Raw genomic sequence first — 12795 nt, forward strand, 5'->3', positions numbered from 1 at the left:
AAGAATAGGGAGACACGCCATGTACCAACACTTTATCGAAGGCCTGCAACGCCTGGGCCGCGCATTGATGCTGCCGATTGCGATCCTGCCGATCGCCGGCCTGTTGCTACGCCTCGGCGACACCGACCTGCTCAACATCGCGGTGATGCACGATGCCGGGCAGGCGATCTTCGCCAACCTGGCGTTGATCTTCGCCATCGGCATTGCCGTGGGTTTCGCCCGCGATAACAACGGCACGGCGGGCTTGGCTGGCGCGATTGGCTACCTGGTGATGATCTCCACGCTCAAGGTGATGGACACCTCCATCAACATGGGCATGCTCGCCGGTATCGCCAGTGGCCTGATGGCGGGCGCGCTGTATAACCGCTTCAAGGACATCAAATTGCCGGAGTACCTGGCGTTCTTTGGCGGACGACGCTTTGTGCCGATTGTCACCGGCTTTTCGGCGGTGGGCCTGGGTGTGATCTTTGGCCTGATCTGGCCGCCGATCCAGCAGGGCATCAACAGCTTTGGCGTGTTGCTGATGGAAAGCGGCAGTCTGGGTGCGTTCGTGTTTGGCGTGTTCAACCGCCTGCTGATCGTCACCGGTTTGCACCACATCCTTAACAACATGGCGTGGTTCGTGTTCGGCAGCTTCACCGACCCGGTAACCGGCGCGGTGGTCACGGGCGACCTGACCCGCTACTTTGCCGGCGACCCGAAAGGCGGCCAGTTCATGACCGGCATGTTCCCGGTGATGCTGTTCGGCCTGCCGGCGGCGTGCCTGGCGATGTACCGCAACGCGTTGCCGGAGCGGCGCAAGGTCATGGGCGGGATTTTCCTGTCGATGGCGCTGACCTCGTTCCTCACCGGGGTGACCGAGCCGATTGAATTTGCCTTCATGTTCCTCGCACCGTTCCTCTACTTGCTGCATGCGCTGCTGACCGGCCTGTCGATGGCCGTGACCAATATGCTGAACATCCACCTCGGCTTTACCTTCTCCGGTGGGTTTATCGACATGGTGCTGGGCTGGGGCAAGTCCACCAACGGCTGGCTGGTGGTACCGGTGGGCCTGGCCTACTCGGTGATCTACTACAGCGTGTTCAGCTATTGCATCCGCCGCTTCAACCTGAAGACGCCGGGCCGTGAAGACATCCAGGTAGTGCAGGCTGAAGCGATGAGTGATAACCAGCGTGCGACGGCTTATATCCAGGCGTTGGGCGGTGCGCAGAACCTGCTCAGTGTCGGCGCTTGCACTACACGCCTGCGCTTGGACATGGCGGATCGCAACAAGGCGGTGGACGCAGAGTTGAAAGCGCTGGGCGCCATGGCGGTGGTGCGGCCGGGGAATGGTGGGAGCTTACAGGTAGTGGTCGGGCCGATGGCCGATAGCATTGCCGATGAGATTCGCTTGGCGATGCCTTCGTTTATACCCACTGCTGTTGTCGCGGCGCCTGTGAATGAGCCGCTGGCGGTGAATGTCCAGGAGGCCGAGAAATGGCTAAGCGCTCTGGGTGGCCGTACGAATGTGCGTCAGCTGGAAGCGGTGGCGATGACCCGGCTGCGGGTGGAACTGGGCGATGATTCAGGGTTGTCTGAAGCTCAGCTCACTGCGCTCGGTTGCCAGGGTGTGAGTCAGCTTGAGAGCGGTGTTTGGCACTTGTTGATTGGTGACAAGGCGTCCGGGTTGGGTGAGGCGTTGGAGCGGTTGGTCAGTGGCCCTGTGGTCGGCGCCAGGGTTTAGAGAGGTAGTGGTTGTTCTGGCCTCATCGGGAGCAAGCCCCTCCCACACTTGACCGCATTGCCACGTCCGGCACCGATCAAAATGTGGGAGGGGGCTTGCCCCCGATTGGCCCTCACAGGCGCCTGATTACTTGTGCTCAGGCACCTCAACTAAATCCAGTACCCGATCCACCATCAACTGAATGCCCTCCACCATCCGATGAATCCCCAGCACGGCATCACGCTGCGGACCGTCGACATCAAAAGCCAGATTACCCGCCAGTGCCTGCACGGATGCCAGGTCTTGGGAGGCGTTGGCGAGCAGGGTTTCGCTGTTCAGACTGGGTAGTACGGTGAAGATCTGGTCGGACGCTGAATCACCAGCTTGGCGGGACTCGGCTTGAGATGAGATTGAACCAGTTAGCAAGTTGTCGCTGATCATCATTAAACTCCATATGGAATAGGCTCCTAGTGATTTTTCAGGCTTGCAGTCCCGGTCACTGAATTGGCAGCGACTGACGGAGGTTAGTTGTGCGAGTTCCGACGGACAACCTGAAAGGCTTGTCGGAAATCTCCGAGGCGCCTGGACGGACGCTATCGGGGGCAAGCCCCCTCCCACAGTTGACCGAGTTTCATCGTCGGAATGCAGTTGAATGTGGGAGGGGGCTTGCCCCCGATGAGGCCTTGAAAGGCAACAAAAAACCCGCCGGCCAAACTGGCCCGGCGGGTTTCTTGTTTATGCAGCCAGCCGATCAAAAATCCGCCAACTGCCACACCTCATAAACCGGTGTCTCATACGGATGGCTGAGCCTCCGGGCTTTAGCCACCGAACACCAGGCTTACCGACTGGGCCCCCGCATTCTTGACGGTGAAATCCTTTGCCTGCGCAGCGGTCCTCAAGGTGTAGCTGTAATTGGACGAAGCAGTCCACTGCGCTTTGGGCGACTTCTGATTCGTGATAGCAGGCACGCTGCCAATATCGGTAAACGTACCGTTGCCTTTATCGTCCAACATGCCGTTGCTTGCGCTGCCTTCGCCAAAGTTGTTGCTCTCGGAAAGAATGTTGGCGTTTTGCGCCAGCGTAAAGCCGAGATGAAACTTGTTGATGTAGTTGTTATAGACATGGAAGTAGCCATAACGCATCAAACCCGGTGCGCGCACTTCCATATTCTCGAAGCGATTATGGCAAATAGTCAGCCGTGGGAAGCCATTGTAGGCTGTGTTGTTGTCATCGCTGGGATGGCCCAGGATCAGGCCGTACTTGTGATTGCCGAAAAAACAGTTGCTGATGGTCGCGTAGTCGGCCTTGTCGCCGATGTATAACAGCTTGTCGAGGCTGCCATCATTGGCGGACCAGTCATGGCCGACAAAGGAACAGTGATCGATCCAGTACTTGCTGCCGTAGTTGAGGTACAGCTGGATATCATCATTGGCCTTGATACCAGCCGAGTGCTGGAAAACGATGTTCTGAAAAATGATGTTTTGCGACTCAGGTGTCGCACGCAAGTGGATGTTGTTGAGCGTGCGGTTCTGGAACGAGCCAACCAGGGTTTTGTTTGAACCCATGGAGACCTTGGTCAAACTGGACGCCGAGATATTGCTGTTGATCACCAGCACGCGGGGCGTGGCATCGGCAATATTGGCTTTGAGCTGATCCAGGCTGGTGATGCTGACAACCGGACCGGACCACCCGCCAGTGACCTTGGCGGCTTTGGCGAAGCCGGTCATGCCGGTGAGTTTGCTTTCTGGATAAGACATAGGAGTTCCCTCTCTTGCAACATGGGACTCGATGATCGAGTCAGGAATGAAACATGACCGTCCTGGTCATGTGCACAATGGGATGAGTGACGGCGCAACCGACTGACGTTGCATGTTACCGGCGCCTCAAATACTGTACATGCATACAGTGACCTGTAAAAGAAATGGCGTCAAGCGTGGATTGATATAGTCGACAAGATCTCCTTTCAAGCGGGGCAAGCCCCCTCCCACAGTTGACCGCGTTTCATCGTTGGAATGCAGTTGAATGCGGGAGGGGGCTTGCCCCCGATGAGGCCTTGAAGGCAACAAAAAACCCGCTGACCATACTGGCCCAGCGGGTTTCTTGTTTATGCACCCAGCCGATCAAAAATCCGCCAACTGCCAAACCTCATACGCCGGTGTCTCATACGGGTGGCTCAGCTTCAAGGCAGCCACAACAGCCACAATCAACTCATCCGCCACCACCAGCTCAACCTTCCATTCCTCAACCACTTCAACCTGGCCAACCTGCCCGATAAACGGCTGACTGCCGTCCAACGCGCGGAATTGGCCTTGGCCCGGCACTTGCCAGGCGCAGTGGTCGTAGTTGCCGATGCGCCCGCCACCCGCTGCGAAGACGGCGGTTTTCACCGTCTCCACATGGCTGTCGGGCACGAAGAAGGCGAGCTTGTACACGGCTTTAGTTCACCCACACGCGCGCGTTGCGGAACATGCGCATCCAGGCGCCGTCTTCGTTCCACTCTTCCGGGCGCCACGAGTTCTGCACGGCGCGGAATACGCGCTCCGGGTGCGGCATCATGATGGTCACGCGGCCGTCGCGGCTGGTAAGGCCGGTGATCCCGCGCGGCGAGCCGTTCGGGTTGGCCGGGTAGGTCTCGGTGACCTTGCCGTGGTTATCGACAAAGCGCAGGGCCACAGTGCCGGACAGGTCGGCTTCGAGCAGGGCTTCTTCGCTGGCGAACTCGGCATGGCCTTCGCCGTGGGCGATGGCGATCGGCATGCGCGAACCGGCCATGCCCTGCAGGAAGATCGAGTTGGATTCCTGCACCTGCACCATGGCCACGCGAGCTTCGAACTGCTCGGAACGGTTACGCACAAAGTGCGGCCAGAACTCACTGCCCGGGATCAGTTCGCTGAGGTTGGACATCATCTGGCAACCGTTGCACACACCCAGGGTGAAGCTGTCGTTACGTTCGAAGAAGCCCTGGAACGCATCGCGGGCACGGCTGTTGAACAGGGCCGACTTGGCCCAGCCTTCACCGGCCCCCAGCACGTCGCCGTAGGAGAAACCGCCGCAGGCCACCAGGCCTTTGAACTCGTTGAGGTCAACGCGACCGGCGAGGATGTCGCTCATGTGCACGTCGATCGCATTGAAGCCGGCACGGTCAAACGCCGCCGCCATTTCTACCTGGCCGTTGACGCCCTGCTCACGCAGCACGGCAACCTGTGGGCGAATGCCTTTCTTGATGTAAGGCGCGGCGACGTCCTGGTTGACGTCGAAGCTGAGCATGGTGCTCAGCCCTGGGTTGTCTTCTTCCAGGATCGCGTCGAATTCCTGCTCGGCGCAGTCGACGTTGTCGCGCAGGCGCTGGATCTGGTAGCTGGTCTCGGCCCACTGGCGTTGCAGCAGACGGCGCTGGCCGGCGAACACGGTGTCGCCGTTGAAGGAGATGTTGACCTCACCGTTGTTGATCGGCTGACCGATCACCGCCACGCAGTCGTCCAGGCCGGCGGCGCTGAATTGGGCGAGTACGTCCGGGGTCGCGTCCTGGCGCACCTGGATCACGGCACCCAACTCTTCGTTGAACAGGATGCCGTTGATCTCGGCGGCGTCCTCGGCAACGCTGTCGAGCACGATGTTCAGGCCGCAGTGACCGGCGAAGGCCATCTCGACCACGCTGGTCAGCAAACCACCGTCGGAACGGTCGTGGTAAGCCAGCAGATGACCGTCGGCGTTGAGGCCCTGGATCACGGCGAAGAAGGCCTTAAGGTCTTCGGCGTCGTCGACGTCCGGGGCGTGCTTGCCGAGCTTGCCGTGGGTCTGCGCCAGGATCGAGGCGCCCATGCGGTTCTGGCCACGGCCCAGGTCGATCAGGATCAGGTCGGTGGTGCCCTTGTCCATGCGCAGTTGCGGGGTCAGGGTCTGGCGGATGTCGGTGACCGGCGCAAAACCGGTGACGATCAGCGACAGCGGCGAGGTGACGCTCTTGTCGGTGCCGTCTTCGTTCCAACGGGTTGCCATGGACATGGAGTCCTTGCCCACCGGAATGGTGATACCCAGTTCAGGGCACAGCTCCATGCCGACGGCTTTGACCGTGTCGTACAGCCGCGCATCTTCACCCGGGTGACCGGCAGCGGACATCCAGTTCGCCGACAGTTTGATGTCGGACAGCTTGCCGATACGCGACGCGGCGATGTTGGTGAGGGTTTCACCAATCGCCATGCGGCCCGACGCCGGCGCGTCCAGCAAGGCCAGCGGCGTGCGCTCGCCCATGGCCATGGCTTCACCGGTGTAAACGTCGAAGCTGGTGGCGGTGACGGCAACGTCGGCCACCGGCACCTGCCATGGGCCGACCATTTGGTCACGGGCCACGAGGCCGGTGATGGTGCGGTCGCCAATGGTGATCAAAAAGCTTTTGCTCGCCACGGCCGGGTGGTGCAGCACGCGTTCAATGCTGTCGGCCAGTTCCAGGGTGCTTGGGTCGAAATCATCACCCAGCTCGGCTTCACGTACCGCCGAACGGTGCATGCGCGGGGCTTTGCCCAGCAGCACTTCGAGCGGCATGTCCACCGGGCTGTTGCCGAAGTGGCTGTCGGTGACCGTCAATTGCGGCTCGGCAGTGGCTTCGCCAACTACGGCAAACGGGCAGCGCTCGCGTTCGCAGATGGCCTGGAAGCGTGCGAAATCTTCAGGGCCGACGGCCAGTACGTAGCGTTCCTGGGATTCGTTACTCCAGATTTCGTGCGGGGCCATGCCCGGCTCGTCGTTTGGAATGTTGCGCAGTTCGAAACGGCCACCACGCTCGCCATCGTTGACCAGCTCGGGGAAGGCGTTGGACAAACCGCCGGCGCCGACGTCGTGGATGAAGCTGATCGGGTTCTTGTCGCCCAACTGCCAGCAACGGTCGATGACTTCCTGGCAGCGACGTTCCATTTCCGGGTTTTCGCGCTGTACCGAAGCGAAGTCCAGGTCGGCCGAGCTGGTGCCGGTGGCCATGGAGGAGGCTGCGCCGCCGCCCAGGCCGATCAACATGGCCGGGCCGCCGAGCACGATCAGCTTGGAGCCGACCAGAATTTCGCCTTTCTTGACGTGTTCTTCACGGATGTTGCCCATGCCGCCGGCCAACATGATCGGCTTGTGGTAACCGCGTACTTCATCGCCACGCGGGGTGGTGATGGATTGTTCGAAGGTGCGGAAGTAGCCGGTCAGCGCCGGGCGCCCGAATTCGTTGTTGAACGCGGCGCCGCCCAGCGGGCCTTCGATCATGATGTCCAGCGCGGTGACGATGCGCTCGGGTTTGCCGTAGGGCACTTCCCACGGCTGTTCGAAACCCGGGATCTGCAGGTTGGACACGGTGAAACCGGTCAAGCCCGCCTTGGGTTTGGCGCCACGGCCGGTGGCGCCTTCGTCACGGATCTCGCCGCCGGAACCGGTGGCTGCGCCCGGGAACGGGGCAATCGCGGTCGGGTGGTTGTGGGTCTCGACCTTCATCAGGATATGCACCGGTTCCTGCACCGCGCCGTACTGGCGGGTCTCAGGGTCCGGGAAGAAACGGCCGGCGACGCTGCCGACGATGACCGAGGCGTTGTCTTTGTAAGCCGACAGAACGCCTTCGCTGTGCATCACGTAGGTGTTCTTGATCATGCCGAACAGGCTTTTTTCCTGGCTCTGGCCGTCGATGTCCCAACTGGCGTTGAAGATCTTGTGACGGCAGTGCTCGGAGTTGGCTTGCGCGAACATCATCAGTTCGATGTCGTGGGGGTTGCGCTTCAAGCCGTTGAAGGCAGTGACCAGGTAGTCGATCTCGTCTTCGGCCAGGGCCAGGCCCAGTTCGGTGTTGGCCTTCTCGAGAGCGGCGCGGCCACCGCCAAGCACGTCAATCGCGGTGAGCGGCTTGGGCTCGGCGTGACTGAACAGGCCGGCAGCCTGTTCCAGCTGGGTGACGATGATCTGGGTCATGCGGTCGTGCAGGCTGCTGGCGATCAGCTCGGCGTCGGCCTCGCTGAACTGCCCGGCGACGTAGAAGGCGATACCACGCTCCAGGCGCTGGATGCTCGCCAGGCCGCAGTTGCGGGCGATGTCGCTGGCCTTGCTCGACCACGGCGAGATGGTGCCGAACCGCGGCAGAACCAGGAACAAGCGGCCGGTCGGCTCTTGAACGGGAACGCTTGGGCCGTACTTCAGAAGGCGTGCGAGCACTTGCTGTTCGTCGGCGGTCAAGACGCCGGTTACGTCGGCGAAGTGAGCAAATTCAGCATACAGGCCTGTAACCGCTGGAACCTTCTGGCTCAGTTGTTCAAGGAGTTTGCTGTGGCGAAAGGCAGAAAGGGCAGGAGCGCCGCGCAGGATCAACATCTTCGGGACAGCCTCGGGAAGGGGTGTGCTTTGAGGCCGTGCATTCTAGCGTAAACCTTCGCCAACGGCACCCGAAACGCTACCGCTGGCCGCTGCCGAACGTCAGTTGGCACGGTTTGCGCGGCGCATCGGCACAATCCGTGGCCTCGGGCGCAGATATTTTAACCGTCACAATCAAGCGCCAGGCCGCGTTTCTGCGGGGTGCAGCACAGTTTTTCAGCGACTAGCAGACAAGTGTGCCGCTGTCGAGATATGGCGCCGTGGGCCGTTTGCGTATACTGCGCAGATGTTCTCCCCAACTGCTTTGCGCCCGCGATGCGCCAGATGGCTCATCGCAACCGGACTCTTCCTGATGCTCAGCGCCTGTGTTGATAAACCCAGCACGCTCGAGCGAATCAAGGAGGATGGCGTATTGCGGGTGATCACCCGGAACAGCCCTGCCACGTATTTCCAGGACCGCAACGGTGAAACCGGTTTCGAATACGAACTGGTCAAGCGCTTTGCCGATGACCTGGGCGTCAAGCTTGAAATCGAAACCGCCGACAACCTCGATGACCTGTTCGGCCAGTTGGGCAAGCCCAACGGTCCGGTGCTCGCCGCCGCCGGCCTGGTCAGCAGCGAACAGCGCCAGCAACAGGTGCGCTTCTCCCACCCGTACCTTGAAGTCACGCCCCAGATTATCTATCGCAACGGCCAATCACGGCCGACCAACGCGGCGGACCTGGTCGGCAAGAAGATCATGGTGCTCAAGGGCAGTACCCACGCCGAGCAGTTGGCGGCGCTTAAAAAACAGAACCCGGCCATCGAATACGAAGAATCCGATGCCGTTGAAGTGGTCGACCTGCTGCGCATGGTCGACGAAGGGCAAATCGACCTGACCCTGGTGGATTCCAACGAAGTCGCCATGAACCAGGTGTACTTCCCCAACGTGCGGGTCGCGTTCGACCTGGGCAATGCCAGCAACCAGAGCTGGGCAGTGGCCGCTGGCGTTGACAACAGCCTGCTCAACGAAATCAACAGCTACCTGGACAAGGTCGAGAAGAACGGCACCCTGCAGCGTCTGAAAGATCGCTATTACGGGCACGTCGATGTACTGGGGTATGTCGGCGCCTACACCTTCGCCCAGCATTTGCAACAGCGCCTGCCCAAGTACGAGAAGCACTTTCGCGCCTACGCCAAGGAAGAAAAGGTCGATTGGCGCCTGTTGGCGGCCATCGGCTACCAGGAATCGCTGTGGCAACCGGCGGTAACGTCCAAGACCGGCGTGCGCGGCCTGATGATGCTGACCCAGAACACCGCACAGGCGATGGGTGTGTCCAACCGCCTGGACGCCAAACAAAGCATCATGGGCGGCGCCAAGTACCTGGCCAAGATCAAGGACGAGCTGGACGACAAGATCGCCGAGCCCGACCGCACCTGGTTTGCCCTCGCCGCCTACAACGTCGGCACCGGTCACCTGGATGACGCGCGCCTTCTGGCCAAGAAGGAAGGCCTGAACCCGAACAAATGGCTGGATGTGAAGAAAATGCTGCCGCGCCTGTCGCAGAAGCAGTGGTACAGCAAGACCCGCTACGGCTATGCCCGGGGCGGCGAGCCGGTGCATTTTGTGGCGAACATCCGGCGCTACTACGACATCCTGACCTGGGTGACCCAGCCGCAGCTGGAAGGTAACCAGGTGGTGGAAGGCAACCTGCATGTGCCGGGTGTGGACAAGACCAAGCCGCCGGAAGAAACCCCGCAACTCTAAACTCAATATTCCAGACACCATAGAGCAATGTGGGAGGGGGCTTGCCCCCGATAGCAGAGTGTCAGTCACTACATGAGGAGACTGATACACCGCCATCGGGGGCAAGCCCCCTCCCACATTTGGATCTGCGCTAGGCTTGGAGGCCTGTGAGCAGATGGACGACGCCACCCGCCAACACCATGACACCCGGCACGCCCGCCGCTTTCAGCGCTGACTCATCCAACCGCCCCGCCTCCTTCAGTTGCACCCGCACCCGCGTCAGCGCCACACGTTGTTGCGACTTGAGGTTGGCCTCGCCGCCCAATGCGCTCAGCACATCGACCGGTAACAGGCCCTCCCCCCTCGGCGCCGCGACCGTTTCCGCAATCAGATCCGGCGTCAGGGCTTTCCAGAACGCCTGCTGCAATTTCTCGAACATGCTCAATGCTCCACGACAGATGAGGTTTCAACGGTGGCGGCGTGGTACAGGCGCAAGGCCTCACGCACCTGGCCGGCTTCTTCCAGGCCCAGCACCTGGCGGGCGATGATCTGGCAGTCGGCCAGGTCCAGTTCACGCACCGTAGCCTTGATGCTCGGGATCAAGGGTACGCTGACCGACAGTTCATCCACGCCCAGCCCGATCAACACCGGCGCCGCCAGGGTTTCAGAGGCCAGCGCGCCGCAGACGCCCACCCACTTGCCATGGGCATGGGCGGCCTTGACCGTGGTGGCGATCAAGCGCAGCACCGCCGGGTGAAAGCTGTCGGCCTGGCTGGCCAGGCGTGGGTGGTCGCGGTCCATGGCCAGGGTGTATTGGGTCAGGTCATTGGTACCGATGGAAAAGAAATCCACATGGGGCGCGAACACGTCCGCCATCAACGCGGCGGACGGCACTTCAATCATGATGCCCAGCTTTGGCAACTCGCTGAGCCCGAGTGCCCGCGCCTCCTCTTCCAGCACCTTGCGCGCCAGATGCAGCTCCGAAAGCAGACTGACCATCGGCAACATGATGTGCAGCCGCGCCAACCCGGCACAGGCCAGGATCGCGCGCAACTGTTCACGCAGCAGTTCCGGCCGCTCCAGGCACAGGCGAATACCGCGCAAGCCCAGGAACGGGTTGGTCTCGGCGTCCATCGGTACATAGGCCAGCGGCTTGTCGCCGCCGACATCCAGGGTGCGCACCACCAGATTACGCTCGGCGCCCAGGGCTCGGGCAATGGCGCGATACGTACCGGCCTGCTCGGCGGGGCTGGGCGCGCGATTGCGGTCCAGGTAGAGAAATTCCGAACGCAGCAGGCCGACGCCTTCGCCGCCCAGCACCAGGGATTGCTCCACTTCCTGCAACGAGGCGACGTTGGCCGTGACGTCGACGTGATGGCCGTCGCGGGTGACGGCAGCCAGGGCGGCCTCGGCCACTTCGCGCTGACGTCGCACCCCTTGCCGCTCACGGGCAGCCCGGGAGTGGTCGATGTCGGCCTGATCGGGCTCCAGGTGCAGTTCGCCCCTGTCGGCGTCAAGAAGCACCTGCGTGCCATCGGCCAGCGTCAATACGTCAGCGGGCGCACCACAGAGGGCGGGGATACCCAGCGCGCGCGCGAGGATGGCGACGTGACTGGTCGCCCCGCCGCCGACCGTGACCAATCCCAGCACCTTGCTGGTGTCCAGATTCGCGGTTTGTGAGGGCGTCAGTTGCTCGGCGATCAGGATCGCCTGCGCAGGCAGCACCCAGGCGCGATCCTCAACCCCCAGAATCAGTTTAAGCACGCGCCGGCCGACATCGGACAGGTCTGCGGCGCGCTCGGCGAGCAACGTATTGCCCAGGCCCAGGAACAATCTGGCCGTGGCGGCGGTGGCGCTGTTCCAGGCGAATGCCGCGCTCTTGCCCTTGGCCAGCAACAGGTGGGCCTGCTCGAGCAGCGTCGGGTCTTCAAGCAACTCCTGATGGGCGCGGAAGATATCGGCCTGGGCACTGCCGGCGGCGTCGGCTTGCAAGCGTTGCAACGCCTCGTTGGCCGCCAGCAGGCCACGCATCAGGGCGTCGCGCTCGGCGGCTTCGCCTGTGCCGGCTTCAGTAATCTCCAGCTCGGGTTCACCCACTTGGACCACTTGACCGAACGCCGAACCGGGTGACGCACAGATGCCGCGCAGCAGCGCAGCCGAGGATACAGGCGTAACCGGTTCGACCGGCTCAGCCGCAGTCACCACCGTTTCGCCACAGCCTTCGGCCAACAATGCCGACAATGCGCGGATAGCGGCCTGCGCGTCCTCCCCCGCCGCGCTCACTTGCAAGGTGTCGCCCTGCACGGTTTGCAGCGCCATGATTGCCACCAACGACTTGGCATTGGCGCTCTGGGTTTGCTTGTGCAGGTAGATGCTCGAACTGAAGCCTTTGGCCGCCTGGGCCAGCACCGCCGCAGGGCGAGCGTGCAAGCCATGGGCATTGAGCAGGGTCAGCGGCTTGGAGAACAGCGCAGAGCCCGGCTCCTCAATCGAGTCTGCCGCTGCCTCGCCGGGCGAGAGTCGCAACACGGGTCGACCCTCTTCAATCATTTCGCCCTGCGCCGCCAGCACCACAAACGGTTCGCCACTGACCACCAGCATCAAGGTCAGCAAACTGCGGGCATTGAGCGCCACATAGTCGGCGTCGAACTCGATCAACGGCTGGCCGGCCGTCACGCGCCGGCCCTCTTCGACCAGGCGGGTAAAGCCCTTGCCTGCCAGGTTTACGGTATCCAGGCCGATATGCATCAACACCTGCACGCCGTTGTCGTCGGTGACGCTGACCGCATGGCCGCTGTCCTGAATATTACTGATCACCCCGGCCAGCGGTGCGCAGAGGGTCTGCGAGGTGGGATCGATGCACACGCCATCACCGAGCATGCGGCTGGAAAATACCGGGTCTGGCACCTGATCCAGCGCCAGCAGCATTCCGGACAGGGGCGCCAGCAGTTCCACGGGTTGAGAGGGGTTCATGGCTTCACCTGTAGTGTTGTCTTTAAAATTCATTGAGTGGATACGAATCCCGGGATTGCAC

Annotated in this window: 8 protein-coding genes; 2 read left to right on the top strand and 6 right to left on the bottom strand. The window is 61.7% G+C overall.

What is annotated here, in order from left to right:
- Positions 1 to 19 precede the first annotated feature (19 nt).
- Positions 20 to 1723 carry an N-acetylglucosamine-specific PTS transporter subunit IIBC gene (gene nagE, locus TU82_RS14965; RefSeq protein WP_057723932.1) on the top strand — a complete coding sequence of 568 codons (1704 nt, stop codon included), beginning with the start codon at positions 20 to 22 and terminating at the stop codon, positions 1721 to 1723.
- A 126-nt stretch (positions 1724 to 1849) separates the two neighbouring features.
- On the opposite strand, the gene TU82_RS14970 is transcribed toward nagE, so the two are convergent.
- The 4 genes from TU82_RS14970 to purL form a co-directional block, all read right to left on the bottom strand.
- Positions 1850 to 2143 (bottom strand): DUF6124 family protein, encoded by a 294-nt coding sequence (locus tag TU82_RS14970; RefSeq protein WP_231982777.1) that lies wholly within the window; start codon positions 2141 to 2143, stop codon positions 1850 to 1852.
- Positions 2144 to 2520: 377 nt separating this feature from the next.
- The gene (locus TU82_RS14975; protein WP_057723933.1) at positions 2521 to 3459 is read right to left on the bottom strand and encodes a pectate lyase family protein; all 939 of its coding nucleotides are present in this window, start codon (positions 3457 to 3459) and stop codon (positions 2521 to 2523) included.
- Between the two features lie 363 nt (positions 3460 to 3822).
- Positions 3823 to 4134, bottom strand: a complete 312-nt coding sequence (locus TU82_RS14980) for a YqfO family protein (protein WP_057723934.1) — start codon at positions 4132 to 4134, stop codon at positions 3823 to 3825.
- Positions 4135 to 4138: 4 nt separating this feature from the next.
- Positions 4139 to 8035 carry a phosphoribosylformylglycinamidine synthase gene (gene purL / locus TU82_RS14985; protein WP_057723935.1) on the bottom strand — a complete coding sequence of 1299 codons (3897 nt, stop codon included), beginning with the start codon at positions 8033 to 8035 and terminating at the stop codon, positions 4139 to 4141.
- 286 nt (positions 8036 to 8321) lie between these two features.
- Between purL and mltF the strand changes: the two genes are divergently transcribed.
- The gene (gene mltF / locus TU82_RS14990) at positions 8322 to 9782 is read left to right on the top strand and encodes a membrane-bound lytic murein transglycosylase MltF (protein WP_057723936.1); all 1461 of its coding nucleotides are present in this window, start codon (positions 8322 to 8324) and stop codon (positions 9780 to 9782) included.
- 130 nt (positions 9783 to 9912) lie between these two features.
- On the opposite strand, the gene TU82_RS14995 is transcribed toward mltF, so the two are convergent.
- Positions 9913 to 10200, bottom strand: coding sequence for a PTS sugar transporter subunit IIB (locus TU82_RS14995; protein ID WP_057723937.1), 288 nt, complete (start codon positions 10198 to 10200; stop codon positions 9913 to 9915).
- Between the two features lie 2 nt (positions 10201 to 10202).
- Complete coding sequence (gene ptsP, locus TU82_RS15000) at positions 10203 to 12734, bottom strand: phosphoenolpyruvate--protein phosphotransferase (RefSeq protein WP_057723938.1); 2532 nt, start codon at positions 12732 to 12734, stop codon at positions 10203 to 10205.
- Positions 12735 to 12795 lie beyond the last annotated feature (61 nt).

Origin of the sequence: Pseudomonas orientalis (assembly GCF_001439815.1) — a bacterium.
GTDB lineage: Bacteria > Pseudomonadota > Gammaproteobacteria > Pseudomonadales > Pseudomonadaceae > Aquipseudomonas > Aquipseudomonas orientalis.

What these genes read in the sequence shown, in the direction of transcription:
- nagE (WP_057723932.1), top strand. Translation starts at nt 20, where the DNA reads ATGTACCAACACTTTATCGAAGGCCTGCAACGCCTGGGCCGCGCATTG.
- mltF (WP_057723936.1), top strand. Translation starts at nt 8,322, where the DNA reads ATGTTCTCCCCAACTGCTTTGCGCCCGCGATGCGCCAGATGGCTCATC.
- TU82_RS14995 (WP_057723937.1), bottom strand. Translation starts at nt 10,200, where the DNA reads ATGTTCGAGAAATTGCAGCAGGCGTTCTGGAAAGCCCTGACGCCGGAT.
- purL (WP_057723935.1), bottom strand. Translation starts at nt 8,035, where the DNA reads ATGTTGATCCTGCGCGGCGCTCCTGCCCTTTCTGCCTTTCGCCACAGC.
- TU82_RS14975 (WP_057723933.1), bottom strand. Translation starts at nt 3,459, where the DNA reads ATGTCTTATCCAGAAAGCAAACTCACCGGCATGACCGGCTTCGCCAAA.
- TU82_RS14970 (WP_231982777.1), bottom strand. Translation starts at nt 2,143, where the DNA reads ATGATCAGCGACAACTTGCTAACTGGTTCAATCTCATCTCAAGCCGAG.
- ptsP (WP_057723938.1), bottom strand. Translation starts at nt 12,734, where the DNA reads ATGAACCCCTCTCAACCCGTGGAACTGCTGGCGCCCCTGTCCGGAATG.